Source organism: Providencia sp. (assembly GCF_052096715.1).
Lineage (GTDB): Bacteria > Pseudomonadota > Gammaproteobacteria > Enterobacterales > Enterobacteriaceae > Providencia.
Window position 1 is genome coordinate 1 of record NZ_JBQDNB010000022.1, and the last position, 16631, is coordinate 16631.

Annotated in this window: 13 protein-coding genes; 10 read left to right on the forward strand and 3 right to left on the reverse strand. The window is 39.9% G+C overall.

The window, feature by feature from the left end; translation table 11 throughout:
* Positions 1-375 precede the first annotated feature (375 nt).
* Entirely contained in the window at positions 376-3258 is a 2883-nt protein-coding gene (gene gcvP / locus ACTH6U_RS15370) for an aminomethyl-transferring glycine dehydrogenase (protein ID WP_441832557.1), read from the forward strand.
* Positions 3259-3320: 62 nt separating this feature from the next.
* Here gcvP and ACTH6U_RS15375 read toward each other — a convergent pair whose 3' ends face one another.
* Together ACTH6U_RS15375 and ygfZ are read right to left on the reverse strand one after the other, a co-directional pair.
* The gene (locus ACTH6U_RS15375; protein WP_294102830.1) at positions 3321-3941 is read right to left on the reverse strand and encodes an HD domain-containing protein; all 621 of its coding nucleotides are present in this window, start codon (positions 3939-3941) and stop codon (positions 3321-3323) included.
* An 11-nt stretch (positions 3942-3952) separates the two neighbouring features.
* On the reverse strand, positions 3953-4939 hold the full coding sequence (ygfZ, locus tag ACTH6U_RS15380) for a tRNA-modifying protein YgfZ (protein WP_441832558.1): 987 nt from the start codon (positions 4937-4939) through the stop codon (positions 3953-3955).
* 290 nt (positions 4940-5229) lie between these two features.
* On the opposite strand from ygfZ, the gene sdhE reads away from it, so the two are divergent.
* Together sdhE and ACTH6U_RS15390 are read left to right on the forward strand one after the other, a co-directional pair.
* Positions 5230-5496, forward strand: coding sequence for an FAD assembly factor SdhE (sdhE, locus tag ACTH6U_RS15385; RefSeq protein ID WP_294102836.1), 267 nt, complete (start codon positions 5230-5232; stop codon positions 5494-5496).
* Positions 5477-5887: a protein YgfX gene (locus ACTH6U_RS15390; protein WP_441832559.1), complete on the forward strand. Its 411-nt coding sequence runs from the start codon at positions 5477-5479 to the stop codon at positions 5885-5887. The genes sdhE and ACTH6U_RS15390 overlap by 20 nt, the downstream gene beginning before the upstream one ends.
* Before the next feature lie 70 nt (positions 5888-5957).
* Here ACTH6U_RS15390 and fldB read toward each other — a convergent pair whose 3' ends face one another.
* Positions 5958-6476, reverse strand: a complete 519-nt coding sequence (fldB, locus tag ACTH6U_RS15395; RefSeq protein ID WP_434719340.1) for a flavodoxin FldB — start codon at positions 6474-6476, stop codon at positions 5958-5960.
* A gap of 118 nt (positions 6477-6594) precedes the next feature.
* Between fldB and xerD the strand changes: the two genes are divergently transcribed.
* The 7 genes from xerD to ACTH6U_RS15430 form a co-directional block, all read left to right on the forward strand.
* Complete coding sequence (gene xerD / locus ACTH6U_RS15400) at positions 6595-7497, forward strand: site-specific tyrosine recombinase XerD (RefSeq protein WP_336428755.1); 903 nt, start codon at positions 6595-6597, stop codon at positions 7495-7497.
* Positions 7498-7517: 20 nt separating this feature from the next.
* Positions 7518-8219, forward strand: a complete 702-nt coding sequence (dsbC, locus tag ACTH6U_RS15405) for a bifunctional protein-disulfide isomerase/oxidoreductase DsbC (protein ID WP_294102847.1) — start codon at positions 7518-7520, stop codon at positions 8217-8219.
* A gap of 8 nt (positions 8220-8227) precedes the next feature.
* A complete protein-coding gene (gene recJ, locus ACTH6U_RS15410; protein WP_441829349.1) occupies positions 8228-9961 on the forward strand; it encodes a single-stranded-DNA-specific exonuclease RecJ in 1734 nt (577 codons plus the stop codon).
* 131 nt (positions 9962-10092) lie between these two features.
* Positions 10093-11194 (forward strand): peptide chain release factor 2 gene (gene prfB, locus ACTH6U_RS15415; RefSeq protein WP_336428758.1). Its coding sequence is split into 2 segments (ribosomal slippage): positions 10093-10170 and positions 10172-11194, totalling 1101 coding nucleotides; the frame shifts between segments, so codons are not numbered across the junction.
* Between the two features lie 22 nt (positions 11195-11216).
* Entirely contained in the window at positions 11217-12734 is a 1518-nt protein-coding gene (lysS, locus tag ACTH6U_RS15420) for a lysine--tRNA ligase (protein ID WP_294102863.1), read from the forward strand.
* A gap of 794 nt (positions 12735-13528) precedes the next feature.
* The gene (locus tag ACTH6U_RS15425) at positions 13529-14083 is read left to right on the forward strand and encodes a hypothetical protein (RefSeq protein ID WP_441832560.1); all 555 of its coding nucleotides are present in this window, start codon (positions 13529-13531) and stop codon (positions 14081-14083) included.
* Between the two features lie 20 nt (positions 14084-14103).
* Positions 14104-16631, forward strand: a 2528-nt coding sequence (locus ACTH6U_RS15430; RefSeq protein ID WP_441832561.1) for a hypothetical protein, incomplete at its 3' end; no start/stop codon positions are given.

Consider the following 16631-nt stretch of genomic DNA (forward strand, 5'->3'; position numbering starts at 1 on the left):
CTCCTAGGGCTTAGCTTCACATATCCGTCATATTTCGAGCCGCAGCGTTGTTGGCCGCGTTCGCTAACCCTAGTCACATACTTATGTATGCTCCTAGGGCTTAGCTTCACATATCCGTCATATTTCGAGCCGCAGCGTTGTTGGCTGCGTTCGCTAACCCCAGTCACATACTCATGTATGCTCCTAGGGCTTAGCTTTACTTGCCGCCTAGCCGCAACTCGAACTATTTAGGATGCAAGAAAGGTGTTTTTAATGTGAAATTTAAAAATACTTATGTGAATAGATACTAAATTCAGTTATCAGTTATAAAACTCAGTATTACCGCTTAAATGCCCTACAACTTACGCATAGCAGACAAAGGATGGGAACACAGATATGTCGATGTCACTTAGTCAATTAGAAAATCGTTCAGAATTTATTTCACGCCATATTGGTTCATCAGAACAACAAATAAAAACCATGTTGAATACCGTTGGCGCAACGTCACTCGATAGTTTGATGGATAAAATTGTACCCAAAGCAATTTTATTACCGGAGCCACCGAGAGTGGGTGGGGGCGCAACAGAACAAGAAGCTTTGGCTGAGTTAAAAGCTATCGCTTCATTGAATAAACGTTATAAAAGTTATATCGGTATGGGCTATGCACCGACAGTGCTTCCTCCCGTTATTTTGCGTAACTTATTAGAAAATCCAGGTTGGTATACCGCTTACACGCCTTATCAACCTGAAGTATCTCAAGGTCGCCTTGAATCTTTGTTGAATTTTCAACAGCTCACAATTGATTTAACAGGATTAGATTTAGCCTCTGCTTCACTACTTGATGAAGCAACAGCTGCCGCAGAAGCGATGGCGATGGCAAAACGGATTAGTAAGCTCAAAGATGCAGAACGCTTTTTTGTGGCTGATGATATTCACCCTCAAACACTGGATGTTGTGCGCACGCGCGCGGGAACATTTGGATTTGAAGTGATTGTCGATAAAGCCGATAAAGTACTCGAACATGAAGGCGTATTTGGTGCGTTATTGCAGCAAGTGGGTACAACTGGAGAGATCCACGATTATACGGCCCTCTTAACAAAACTAAAAGAACGCAAAATCGTCAGTTGTGTTGCTGCGGAAATGATGGCTTTGGTTTTGTTGGCCGCGCCCGGTAAACAAGGCGCTGATATTGTTTTTGGCTCAGCGCAACGTTTTGGTGTACCAATGGGATATGGTGGGCCTCATGCGGCATTCTTTGCTTGCCGTGATGAGTTCAAACGTGCAATGCCGGGGCGCATTATTGGTGTTTCACGTGATGCGGCAGGTAATACGGCATTACGTATGGCGATGCAAACTCGAGAGCAGCATATTCGTCGTGAAAAAGCTAACTCAAATATTTGTACCTCACAAGTTCTTTTGGCCAATATTGCAGCAATGTACGCGGTATATCACGGTCCTCAAGGCTTAAAAATAATTGCTGAGCGTATTCATCGTTTTAGTTCTATTTTTGCGGCGGCATTAATTGAAGCTGGTGTTTCTGTGCGCCATAAAACGTGGTTTGATACTTTGACAATTGAGGTAACCGATAAAATTGCGGTACTTGCTCGTGCAGATAAAGCCAAAATTAATTTACGTACGGATATTCGTGGTGCAGTGGGCGTGACGTTTAATGAAACCACAACACGTCAAGATCTGAATGACTTGTTTGCTGTTATCACAGGTAATGATACAAAATTAGATTTTGAAAAACTCGATAAACAAGTTTCAGCTTCAGCTTCAGCAAGTGCTATTGCGTTATCAATGCAACGAGATGATGAAATTTTGGCACACCCTAATTTTCATCGTTACCACAGTGAAACGGAAATGATGCGTTACATGCATAGTTTGGAGCGAAAAGATTTAGCCCTGAATCAAGCAATGATACCGCTAGGCTCATGTACCATGAAGCTCAATGCCACAGCGGAAATGATCCCGATTACATGGCCTGAATTTGGTGAGTTACATCCATTTTGTCCACCAGAGCAAGCTCAGGGTTATCATCAGATGATTGAACAGCTCTCTCATTGGTTGGTGCAATTAACTGGCTATGATGCGGTTTGTATGCAGCCAAACTCAGGCGCTCAGGGTGAGTACGCCGGGTTACTGGCAATTCGTCGTTATCATGAAAGCCGTGATGATGGCGCCCGAAATATTTGTTTAATTCCGGCATCAGCTCATGGTACCAATCCAGCTTCTGCCCATATGGCGGGAATGGACGTCGTCGTCGTGCGTTGTGATGATGAAGGTAATATTGATTTAGTTGATCTGCGTGAAAAAGCACAAGAGCACAGCGAAGCGCTATCTTGCGTGATGGTGACTTACCCATCGACTCATGGTGTGTATGAAGAAAGTATTCGTGAAGTTTGTGAAATTATTCATCAGTATGGCGGTCAAGTGTATCTTGATGGTGCAAATATGAATGCACAGGTGGGGCTAACGACTCCGGGCTTTATTGGTGCGGATGTTTCACATTTGAATTTACATAAAACTTTTTGTATTCCTCATGGCGGTGGCGGCCCAGGTATGGGACCGATAGGTGTTAAAAAGCATTTAGCACCGTTTGTACCGGGGCATTCAGTAGTTGAACAGGAAATGATCACTGATCAAGGCGCGGTTTCCGCCGCACCATTTGGTAGTGCATCTATCTTACCAATTAGCTGGATGTATATTCGGATGATGGGCTCTTATGGTCTTCGAAAAGCGAGCCAAGTCGCAATCTTGAATGCAAATTACATTGCTAAGCGTTTGTCTGGTCACTATGACATTTTATATACCGGTCAAGAAGGTTATGTGGCGCATGAGTGTATCGTTGATTTGCGCCCTATCAAGAAAGATACTGGTATTAGTGAATTAGATATCGCAAAAAGACTGATTGATTATGGATTTCATGCACCAACTATGTCATTCCCTGTCGCGGGAACGTTGATGATTGAACCAACTGAATCGGAAAGTATTGTCGAAATTGATCGCTTTATTGATGCGATGCTGGCTATTCGTGGTGAGATAGACCAAGTCGTCAAAGGTGAATGGCCACTTGAAGATAATCCATTGGTTAATTCGCCTCATGTCCAAACGGAATTAGCCGATGAATGGGCTCATAGTTATAGCCGCGAACTCGCAGCCTTTCCAACCCACGCGACTCGAGTTAATAAATATTGGCCTGCGGTGAAACGCTTGGATGATGTATATGGCGATCGCCATTTACATTGTTCTTGTGTGCCGATTGCCGACTATATGTAATTTATTAGGTTGAGATATAAAAGCCCGTTTATTGATAAGCGGGCTTTTATTTTAAGGGGAGTCTACAGCAACCAGCCTTTTTGGTGAGCGAGTTCTAATTGAGGTTTAAGTTGTAGCCAAAATTCAGGGAGAATCTGTTCAATGTAGTCACACTTGCTTAGAACTTGGTCAAGGCGAATATTATTTTCAACCCAGCTTTGTCCCTGATTATGTAAGTTCATTAGCATTGGCATCGCTCTATCAATCGCATTCGCAAATTTAGAGTCTTGTGTCTCTAATGCGTCATACTCATTCCACAGGGCTAAAAATGACTCACTTTGTGGACTAGGAAGTAGGGCGAAAATACGTTTTGCTGCTTTGATTTCTTCATCACGAATAGCTTCGCGTGCTGCATTATCAAATACAATCACATCTCCGGCATCAATCTCGACAATGTCGTGAACAAGTGCAAGCTTAATGGCATGTTCTGGATTGACACCTTCAACATATGGGGCAAAACTCATTGCCGCGACAGCAAATTGCCAGCTATGTTCGGCCGTGTTTTCATGACGTTCACGATTAAGTAGCTTATTTTTACGATAAACACTTTTTAGCTTATCGAGTTCCATTAAAAATTGGACGACTTCGGTAAAAGCCCCAAAATTCATAATATCGAGTGGCTTAGTACCTGTTACTGATGACATAAAAACCTCAATTATTTTTCTTCTTCTAATGAATATGGCAGTGGTGCAATGGTGAGGCGACTTTGTTCATCACCAATAACACGAAAGACACTATCGGCTTCCATATCATTATTCATAATGATTTGTACATTTAACTCATCATTACCTAAACGAACCGCAGCAAGAACAGTGCCTGTACGGCGCCATTTATCACCTAATTGCCACTCTAGCCCATCACCTGCTGCGGGGACTGATGAACCGGTCCCTTTTAGCCAGTACATTGCTCGCTTATTTGCGCCACGGAATTTTGCACGGGCTACCATTTCTTGGCCTGTATAACAGCCTTTTTTAAAGCTAATACCATAAGGTAGTGCTTGCAAGTTAGTCGCTTGAGGCAAATGTTGTGCACTATTTTCTTGGTCGATAATGGCATAGCCCGCTTCAATTTCTAATGATAACCACTGGTCATCGTTAACTTGAATTGCATTCAGGGAACTGGTGACCTGTTGCGCGGTTTGTTCATCTGTAATTAGCAGAAAACGTTCAGCAGGCAGGGCAAAATGTAATAAGGTTGTTGTTCCATGAGTGACGATTTGGTTTTCGTTATCAGGTAGAACATCAAAAAGAGAGGCTAAAGCGGCTTTTGCGCCGAGGCCTGCGATAGCAAGTAGTTTTAGGTCTGATTTTTTTTCAAAAGTAACTTTAGAAAAAACGGCATATTTTTTTAGTTCAGTAAGCTCTACATCAGCGACACTTTTTCTAATTAAATAGGAAAAACCGTCTAAATGATGAAAGAGACGAAGGTCACTCCACATTTTACCTTTCGGGTCACAATGTGCTGTTAATGTATGAACCTGCTGGAGTGTACTTATATCCGCGGTGACCTGCCCTTGTAGATATTTTTCAGCATCAATGCCATGAATATGAATAAGTTCCCAGTTTTCTAGCGAAATCAAAACGAGAGGTAAAGACTGAGAATCAAGAGGAAATTGTGATAAGTTGTCAACATGGGTAGTCATGATTTCACCTGTTGTTCTTTGATAGATAAAGGTGCCTAATGGTAAAATAGCTAGGTAACATTGCAAGCAGTTATTATGCCATTTTATTGAGATAGCCCCTAGCAATCAAAAACGTCTTTAGCATTTTTAGTCTTTTTAATTTTTTTGCATAAGGGGACGTGAAAAATGGTATTTTACTGCTTAAAATGATAACAATGTCGAGTCTGACATGTTTTATTGGCCGCTAATCTGTTAGAATATTTAAAATAATCAATCTTATCAGTTAACTGCAACAGAAAGGTCGTAGTGAAATGGATATAGAAAATAAAGCGCGGATTCATTGGGCTTGTAGACGTGGTATGCGTGAGCTAGATATTTCAATCATGCCTTTTTTTGAATACGAATATGATAGCTTGTCAGATGAAGATAAACACACGTTTGTTCGTTTGTTAGAGTGTGCAGATCCAGATTTATTTAATTGGCTGATGAACCATGGTCGTCCAGACGACGAAAAGTTATTTGCTATGATAAAACTTATTCAGGAAAAAAATAAAAATCGTGGTCCTGTGGAAATCTAATCTCTCCATTTCATGGAAAACTCAATTTTTTTCTACCTGTGTTCATGGGGCGGTTGGCGCTTTTTTGCTGATTGCACCGTGGGCACCGGAGAATTCAATGATATGGCTACCATTATTGGTCGTTGTGGTTGCTAGCTGGGCTAAAAGCCAAAAAAATATCAGTAAAACGAAAGGTGTCGCTGTTCTTGTTAATGGCAATAAAGTCCAGTGGAAGAAAAACGAATGGAGTATCGATAAAACGCCTTGGCGTAGCCGTTTTGGCATACTACTCACTATGAGCGCGCTTCAGGGCAAACCACAAAAAATTCATCTCTGGATAGCAAGGGATGCAGTATCGGATGAAAATTGGCGAAATCTAAATCAATTATTACTGCAATATCCAGATATTTAATGCTATAGCTAAGATAGCACCGAATAATTTATATTTTTGATACAGTTCTGTTAATTGCAGTAATTTCAAGTCAGAGCGATTCTTCAATTTCTTGTAAGATTTGTATGCACCATTGTGCTATGCGCGCATCGGTTTGTTCAAACTGATGAACTTCATCTATCGCCAAACCCACAAACATATCGCCGTTATCATTTAAGGGTTTCGGGCTTTCAAATTCATATCCTTCTGTAGGCCAAAAACCAATAAAATGAGCGCCAGTAGGTTTAAGTTGATGATAGAGCAAACCTAATGCATCCAGAAACCATTCGCTATAATCGATTTGATCGCCAAGACCGAACAACGCGACAATCTTTCCTTCAAGATTAAGCTTGGGAAGCTGTTCCCAAATTTCTAGCCAATCTTCCTGTATTTCACCGAAATCCCACGTAGGTATTCCTAAAATGAGAACATCATACTGTTCCATCAATTCGGGTGGAGTATCATTGATATTATGCAGTGTGACGAAATCATCGCCGAGAATATCACGTATTTTTTCTGCAACCATTTCGGTATAACAGGTACTAGAACCGTAAAAAAGACCTATTTTCATATATATTGTTACTATGTCCAGCTATGGTTTTTCATCACAAGAGATATATTGTAACAGATGGAGCCATATTCGGGCATAATAGAATCGTGCGGTTTTACTTAAAGGAACGGAATTTGTCGTGGAAACAAAACAACTTAATCCATTAATTGAACAATTTCTTGATACAATTTGGCTAGAACAATCACTTGCTGACAATACATTAGCGTCATATCGTCTTGATTTGCAGTCATTGGATAGGTGGTTAGATGCGCAGCAATTGCATTTGGAAAGTGTTCAATCTTTAGATTTACAGTCTTTTTTAGCTGAACGTATTGATAGCGGTTATAAGGCGGCAAGTTCAGCGCGTTTATTGAGTTCAATTCGTCGGCTTTTCCAGTATTTTTATCGTGAAAAAATACGACTTGATGATCCTTCTGCGGTAATTGCGGCGCCTAAAATACCAAGACGCTTACCCAAAGATTTGAGTGAAAAACAGGTCGAAGATTTACTTAATGCGCCAGCAACAGAAGACGCTCTTGAGTTAAGAGACAAAGCCATGCTTGAAGTTTTATATGCATGTGGTTTACGTGTCTCCGAACTTATTGGGTTAACATTCCCAGATATCAGTTTACGACAGGGTGTTATACGGGTTGTCGGTAAAGGTGATAAAGAGCGATTGATTCCTTTGGGAGAAGAGGCAATATATTGGCTAGAAAAATATATTGATGAGAGCCGCCCTGAATTATTAAACGGTAAAGCGAGTGACGTTTTATTTCCAAGTAAGCGTGGAACAAAAATGACTCGACAAACATTTTGGTACCGCATTAAATATTATGCAGTTTTGGCGAATATAGACGCTGAATTATTATCGCCACATGTACTGAGGCATGCATTTGCTACGCATTTGCTTAATCATGGTGCAGACTTACGAGTGGTGCAGATGTTGTTGGGGCATAGTGACCTTTCAACAACACAAATTTATACGCATGTTGCTACTGAACGGTTACGTGTATTACATGAGCAACATCATCCAAGGGGATGATGTGCTATTTAAGGATAAATATGAAACGCAAATTGTTATTATTGGTGGCGTGTATTGCCTCTTTTACGGCTTCGGTTTATGGAGCGACAGAAGAAAAAGTAATTAAAGAGACTCTTGCAAAATACGACATGACGGTTGAGTCAATTAAGCCTTCGCCAATTGTGGGGCTAAATGTAGTTGAAACCTCAACAGGTATTGTTTATATCACTGATGACGGTAAGTATTTATTGCAAGGTCCTATCTATGATATGAGCGGCAAAAATCCGGTCAATATCAGCAACCAGCCGTTGATGAAAAAAGTTGAAGCGCTAAAAGATGAAATGATTGTTTTTAAAGCGCCAAAAGAGAAATACGTTGTGACGGTCTTTACGGATATTAGCTGTGGCTATTGTAAAAAACTACATGAAACCGTGGGTGAATTAAACAGTAAAGGCGTAACTGTACGTTATCTGGCTTATCCTCGCCAAGGTTTGGACAGTGACGTGGCTAAAAAAATGGCATCAATATGGTGTAATGCGATGCCACAAAATGCATTAACAAAAGCATTCAAAGGCGATGAAATTGCCATGATTGATGAATGTAAAATTGATTTTAGTAAGCATATGCAAGTAGGTAACTTATTTAAAGTTACAGGAACCCCGGCTATTATTTTACCAAATGGACAAATGTTGCCAGGCTTTTTAACGCCAGATGCTCTTATTCAGTTACTTGAACAAAAATAGTCGCCATTGTGAATATTGAAACTTTTTTACGTCAGCGAGCATTAAGCGATGAAGTGATTCAATTGCCTGATGTTCCAGAGCTTTTACAACGTATTTATGCGTATCGTGGCATTACCAATACGACCCAATTAGAGCGTAAAGCGTCTAACCTTTTGGATTATCGTTCGTTATTCGGTATTGAAAATGCGTTAGCGTTACTTTATAGCGCATTAATTGAGCATGATTCAATCACTATTGTGGGTGATTTTGACGCTGATGGCGCAACAAGTACGGCTTTGGCTATCCGTGCATTAAAGGCGATGGGATATGCAAATATTAATTATATTGTGCCAAATCGTTTTGAAAATGGGTATGGATTAACGCCATTGGTGGTGGAAGAAGCACATAAGCGTGGTGCTAATCTTATTATTACTGTTGATAATGGTATTTCCTCTCATGAGGGGGTTGCTACAGCAAATGATTACGGTATTAAAGTGATTATTACCGATCACCATTTGCCCGGTGAAACCTTGCCAGATGCAGATGCTATTATTAATCCAAACCTTAACCAATGCCATTTTGCATCTAAATCGCTAGCCGGTGTCGGAGTGACATTTTATTTAATGTCAGCACTTCGTGCTCATTTACGTCAAGAAGGGTGGTTTACCCAACAAGGTCTTAGTGAACCTAATTTGGCTGAATATCTCGATTTAGTCGCTTTAGGTACTGTGGCAGACGTTGTTCCGCTCGATACCAATAATCGAATTTTGGTACATCAAGGCTTACATCGCGTCAGAGCAGGGCGCTGCTGTGCAGGTATTAAGGCATTAATCGAGGTGTCTAAACGAGAAGCCCCTCGGCTTGTTGCTAATGATTTTGGATTTGCACTAGGGCCAAGATTAAATGCGGCGGGTAGGCTTGATGATATGTCCGTCAGTATCGAACTATTGTTGACTGATGATATGGCTTACGCGCGGGAACTTGCTAATGAACTGGATGGATTAAACCAAACTCGGCGTGATATTGAAGCGGGTATGCAGCAAGAAGCGTTAGTGTTATTTAACCAAATAGATTATAGCGATAACCAATTACCCCATGGTTTAGCACTGTATCATCCAGAATGGCATCAGGGGGTCGTTGGTATTCTTGCATCGAGAATTAAAGAACAATATCATCGACCTGTTATTGCATTTGCACCTGCGGGCGATGGTATTTTAAAGGGCTCAGGGCGTTCTGTTCAGGGCGTTCATATGAGAGATGCTTTAGAGCGCTTAAATACTTTACAGCCTGGGTTGATGCAAAAATTTGGTGGTCATGCGATGGCGGCAGGATTGACTCTTGAAGAAGGTAACTTTGAAGCGTTTAAACATCACTTTGAGTTGTTAATGGGCGAAATTATTCAACCTGAGCAATTATCAGGGGTAATTTGGAGTGATGGCGAACTGGCTCGCAATGAATTTTCTTTAGAAACTGCTGAACTTATTCGTGAAAGTGGTCCATGGGGGCAATCATTTCCTGAACCTATATTTGATGGACACTTTCAGCTATTACAACAAAAATTAGTTGGCACTAAACATCTTAAGCTGATCTTGGAGCCTATTAATGGTGGGCCGATGTTAGATGCTATTATGTTTAATATTGATGTACGCCGGTGGCCTGATAATAGCGTCAAAAAAGCTAAAATCGCATTTAAACTCGATGTTAACGAGTTCCGTGGACAGCGAAATGTGCAGTTAATGATAGAACACATTTGGCCTGAATAACAAATTAAGCTGTACTCATTAATGATAGATAAAGCAGTTTTTATGGTGCTATAAACCTTGCCGAAGTTCCGGTATACTAAACGGTTTGTAAATACAAAATTTTATCTTCGACCAACCATAAGATATTGAAAATGACGTTTGAAATTAACCCAGTAAAAAATAAGATTCAGGACCTGTCTGAACGGACAGCGGTTCTGAGGGGGTATCTTTGACTATGATGCCAAGAAGGAACGCTTAGAAGAAGTCAATGCAGAGCTTGAGCAGCCTGATGTCTGGAACGAACCAGAAAGAGCTCAAGCACTTGGTAAAGAGCGCTCATCCCTTGAAATTATTGTTGAGACCATCGACCAATTAACTCAAGGTATTGAAGATGTAGAAGGTTTACTTGAACTTGCCATCGAAGCCGATGACGAAGAAACCTTCAACGAAGCGGGTGCCGAGTTAGATGCGCTACAAACTAAGTTAGAAAAACTTGAGTTTCACCGTATGTTCTCTGGTGAGTATGATAGTGCTAACTGCTACATTGACTTGCAAGCGGGTTCTGGCGGTACGGAAGCCCAAGATTGGGCAAGTATGTTATTACGTATGTACTTGCGTTGGGCTGAGTCAAAGGGCTTCAAAACAGAAATTATTGAAGAATCTGATGGTGATGTTGCAGGTTTAAAATCCGCGACAGTAAAAATCATTGGTGACTACGCATATGGCTGGCTGAGAACTGAAACTGGGGTTCACCGTTTGGTTCGTAAAAGCCCGTTTGATTCAGGTGGTCGTCGTCATACATCGTTCAGCTCGGCGTTTATTTACCCGGAAGTTGATGATGATATTGATATAGAAATTAACCCAGCTGATTTGCGCATTGACGTATACCGTGCTTCAGGTGCGGGTGGTCAGCACGTTAATAAAACTGAGTCTGCGGTACGTATCACACATATTCCGACCAATATTGTGACTCAGTGTCAAAATGACCGTTCACAACATAAAAATAAAGATCAAGCGATGCGCCAGTTAAAAGCGAAGCTTTATGAACTGGAAGTCCAGAAGAAAAATGCTGACAAGCAGGTCATGGAAGAGAACAAATCGGATATCGGCTGGGGAAGCCAGATTCGTTCTTATGTACTTGATGATGCAAGAATAAAAGACTTACGTACTGGTGTGGAAACGCGTAACACGCAAGCCGTACTGGATGGTGATTTAGATAAATTCATTGAAGCTAGCTTAAAAGCTGGCCTGTGAGGAAAAAATGTCTCAGGAAAAAATGTCTCAAGAACAACAGGGTGCTGAACACGTACCCGATTTGAATAACGAACTCAAAGCCCGCAAAGAAAAACTTGTAGCGTTACGCGAAAAAGGTATCCCATTTCCAAATGATTTTCGTCGTGAAGATATTTCTGACAAAATTCATGCACAATATGGTGAAAAATCAACGGAAGAACTTGAAGATTTGAATATCGAAGTCTCAATTGCTGGCCGTATGATGACACGTCGTATTATGGGAAAAGCGTCATTTGCAACCCTACAAGATGTGGGTGGTCGCATTCAGATTTACGTTTCACGAGATGATTTAGCTGAAGGCGTGTATAACGAGCAATTTAAAAAATGGGATTTAGGTGATATTTTAGGCGTTAAAGGTCGTTTATTTAAAACGAAAACAGGTGAATTGACGGTTCATTGTCATGACGTTCGTTTACTGACTAAAGCACTGCGCCCATTACCAGATAAATTCCATGGTCTGTCTGATCAAGAAACGCGTTACCGTCAACGTTATCTTGATTTGATTGCTAATGATGAGTCACGCCATACGTTTATTATTCGTTCTAAAATTCTAGCCGAAGTTCGTAATTTTATGGTGGCTAGAAGCTTTATGGAAGTTGAAACCCCAATGATGCAAGTGATCCCAGGTGGCGCAACTGCGCGTCCATTTGTTACTCACCATAATGCATTAGATATTGATATGTATCTGCGTGTTGCCCCAGAGCTGTATCTTAAAAGATTAGTCGTGGGTGGCTTTGAACGTGTATTTGAAATCAACCGCAATTTCCGTAATGAGGGATTATCTCCTCGTCACAATCCAGAGTTCACCATGATGGAACTCTATATGGCTTATGCTGACTATCGTGATTTGATCGTTTTAACCGAGGATTTATTCCGTACGTTAACACAAAAAGTATTAGGTCAAACCGTAGTGAAATATGGCGAGCAAGAATTTGATTTTGGTCAGCCTTTCGCTAAGCTAACGATGAAAGAAGCGATTTGTAAATATCGTCCTGAAACGAATGTTGCCGATCTTGATGATATGGAAAAAGCTACCGCAATTGCGCAATCTATCGGAATCAAGATTGAAAAAAGCTGGGGATTAGGTCGTGTTCAGTGCGAAATTTTTGAAGAAGTTGCTGAAAGTCACTTGATCCAACCAACTTTTATAACGCAATATCCAGCAGAAGTTTCACCTCTTGCGCGCCGTAATGATGATAACCCATTCATTACTGACCGTTTTGAATTCTTTATTGGTGGTCGTGAAATCGGTAATGGTTTCTCTGAGCTAAATGATGCTCAAGATCAAGCCGAGCGTTTTGCTGAGCAAGTGCGCCAGAAAGATGAAGGTGACGATGAGGCGATGTTCTATGATGAAGATTATATCACTGCATTAGAGCACGGATTACCGCCGACCGCAGGATTAGGTATTGGTATTGACCGTATGGTTATGTTATTCACAAATAGTCATACTATTCGTGATGTTATTCTTTTCCCTGCACTACGTCCTACCAAAGCATAAATAGGGCTTTTTATGCCCGGTGTAACGCCGGGCATACTATTTATTTTATAAAAACACCCCATAAAATTCTGCAATATAGAGATGCTTATTATTTAGATGACTATTTTGGAATGGCTGTCTTAATAAGATTAGTAAAAATATTATCTTGAACTAAACTCATTAAATCTATTGTAAGTAACGAATAGTATCAATTTAGTATAAGTATTTATGACAGAGAACTGTTATAATTTGTATACTTGGTAGTTATCTATTATGTGATTTTAAAATTAACGTATGCTGTGTGTTTTACCCATAGTAATTCTTAGGTTATGCTATTTTATTGACTAAGATAGAGATGGATTAAATACGCTTTTAAGGCGTGTATTTGTAATCAAAAATTATAACTTTGCAAGTATAAGCTTTTAATAAGATGATGCAGTGTAATCTAACTTGTTAGCAATTATTTCAACTGTCATGGATTCAAATATTATCCTCGATAAGGATGTTATTGTGTTGTTGAAATTATGAGTGACTTACACATATAAAATATGTTGTGGATAATAGACTTAATAAATCAGGATTAGATTTAAAATATAAACACATTAAGCGTATTTTTGAGTGTGATTGTGAAAAAATCAGAAATGTTCGCAAATGTAGAGACAAAACTCGATAAAAACTAAAAAGTAATTAATCTAAATTTATGAGATGACTCTATTTCTACATTCGGGCTTATAGAAAATAGCTACATTTTAGCTTACACTAGGTTTCTCGGGCATCATTATAATAGCGAAGAAAAGTACTGGTAAGGTAACCATATGTTTTTAAAAAATAAATTTTATGTTGCATCTTTGCTTATAGCAAGTACGGCTCTTCTTTCAGGCTGTGCATTTGATTCAGATAGGTACAACACAGTGGTACCAAATAAACCAGCAGCAAGCTCTAGTACTGCAACTCAGCAAGCTACAGCAGAACAACAAGCTGCTCAAGTAAAAGCTAATCAAGTAGATAGCTCTTACCCTGAATCACAAAAAGTATTAAATAGTGCGATGAATCGTCCCCCAGTAGAGTCAACGACTTATAACGCTGATGGAACAGAACAACAATCATTTGCCCATTTAAATACTTGCGTTAAAGAGTTAAACGCACTTAAAACACTATCACCAAAAGATTACAACCGTCTGGTCGGTTCTTTTAAAGAAGTGAGCGAAATTAATCGTCTTTATAGGCAAGTAGAAACAACAGCAAGCCCAGATACGATTGAATTATTACAGATGGCAATAGAGTCTAAAACGAAAGTGCTTTGTGCAAAAGTTCGCTATAACTCTGTATTGTCTACCGAATCAACATTGAAGAAAATTAGTGGATTATGAGAACTAACCTAAGGCTTTGTGTGTCACTGGCACTTTTTACAACATTTTGTAGTAGTGTTATAAAAGCAGACAGTTTTAACAATGTTATTGATGATTTTGATACTTACCTTCAATTAGAAAAAGAAGATAAGTTACAACAACAACCGTCAGTGAATACGCAAGCTCAAGGTTATGATGTTTTCTCTTCGTTATCGACTGTTCCTGCGCCGAAAGAAAAAAGTAAATCTGCGGCGAATAAAAAAAGAACAAGTGCGAAGACTACCGCTAAAAGTAAGACAAAAAGTACAGTAGAAGCAAATAATAAAAGTTCTACAGGCGCCAGCCAGTCTGTAGAACCTGAAAAGACGACTCTTTCTGAAGTTTGCACTTTAACTGAAGGCGTGAGCTCTTCTGCACCAATGTTGCTGTCTTCTTATCCCTATCTATTTCAAAGTAATCAGTGGAACCCAAGTTATTTAGCTAATGATTTCGCTAAATACCAAATTGCGCTGAATCCTCTTGGTTTATATTCATCTCAATTTGCTAAATCGCCAATAATGGATAACTCTGTTTATTTGGAGCAATTAGCTAAACTCATTGAGCAGCAACAATTAACAAATTTATATCAATTTGGTATTGCCCAAGGAGTAGGGCAACTAATTGGTTATAATAATCTACTTACTGATGCGCAATTAGTGGAAAAACTTATTAATCATAATAAGAGTATTGCGCAGTTGAGTCATATTATTACCGAAAAGCAATTTGAGATTAATAAATTAACAGATGAAGTGGCTAGAAATAAAGATCAAATCACACAACTACAATCTTTACTGAATTCATCTGACGATCAATCAATTATTGACTCGTTAAATGCTAAGGTCGCCGCAGCAGAAAAAACTATTGAACAAAAACAAAATAGTCTGACAGAGCTTAGCCAAGAGAATCAACAAACACAGGATACAATTGCACAACTTGAAAAGCAGTTGAATGATAGTGTTGTTGAACAGTCACGAATCAAACAGCAATTAGCCGACAAAGATACACAATTTGCTGCTGCTAATTTAAAAATAGAACAGCTTACAGCTGAAATTGCAGCATTAGAAATTGCGGCTAAAGAGCAATTAAAACTTAATGGTAATACTGATGAGCAAGTTAAATCAGTTACCGCTAGTTTATTGCAGCAACAAGAATTATTAAAACAAAAAGAAGATGAACTGCTATTAGCTCAAAATCAAAAGAACGATATTCAAGTGGTATTGAAAGCGCAACAAGATGCGGCAAAATTACTTGAAACACAAAATCAGCAGTTAACTAAGCAGTTAACTGAAAAAACGCAGCAGGCGGAGAAAATCGCCCAATCGTTAGCTGAGCAGACTGTTAACGCTGAGCAAAAAGTGGTATTAGAGCGTGAATTAGCGGCGGCAAAACAGCAATTACAAGCCCATCAAACGGCACAAGACGCACTGTCTAAACAATATGCTGATAGTCAGAAGCAACAGCAGCAACTTCAATTGGCGTTGACGCAAAATGAACAAAATTATGCGACGGCGCAAAAGCAATTTGAACAAGCGAATACTGATTTACTGAAATTGCAAAAAGATGTTGAAAAACAAACGGCCTTGATGAGCCAAGCTAGCGATGCACAGGTGAAGGCGTTAACCGCTGATCTGAATCAACAAGTGGCTTTGTTGAAACAAAAAGAAGATGGGCTGAAAAAAGCCGAAGTGGACAGTCAAGCTACCCGCGAGGCATTAACTAAACAGCAAGCGGCTGCGAAATTACTGGAAACGCAAAATCAGCAGTTAACCAAGCAGTTAGCTGAAAAAGTACAGCAAGGCGACAAAACGCAAACTGCTTTAATTGAGCAAACAGCGATAGCCGCGCAAAAAGTGGCTTTGGAAACAGAGCTGGCGAGTGCCAAGCAGCAATTGCAAGCGCAGCAAACAACACTAAGTCAAAATGAACAAAACTATGCAGCCGCGCAAAAACAACTTGCGTTAGCGAATGCTGATTTAGAAAGATTACAAAAAGAGTTAAAAGAACAAGTCACTTTAGCGGGCCAAGCCACTGATACACAAGTTAAAGCATTAACCGCTGATCTGAATCAACAAGTGGCTTTGTTGAAACAAAAAGAAGATGGGCTGAAAAAAGCCGAAGTAGACAGTCAAGCTACCCGCGACGCATTAGCTAAACAGCAAGCGGCGGCAAAACTACTGGAAACACAAAATCAGCAGTTAACCAAGCAGCTAACTGAAAAAACGCAGCAGGCAGAGAAAATCGCCCAATCGCTAGCTGAGCAAACCGCACAAGCCAAACAAAAAACCGCCTTAGAAGCTGAGCTTGCCAGTGCCAAGCAACAACTGAAAGAGCATCAAGTCGCGCAAGATACATTGTCTAAGCAATATGTTGATAGCCAGAAGCAACAGCAGCAACTTCAATTGGCGTTGACGCAAAATGAACAAAATTATGCGACGGCGCAAAAGCAATTTGAACAAGCGAATACTGATTTACTGAAATTGCAAAAAGATGTTGAAAAACAAACGGCCTTGATGAGCCAAGCTAGTGATGC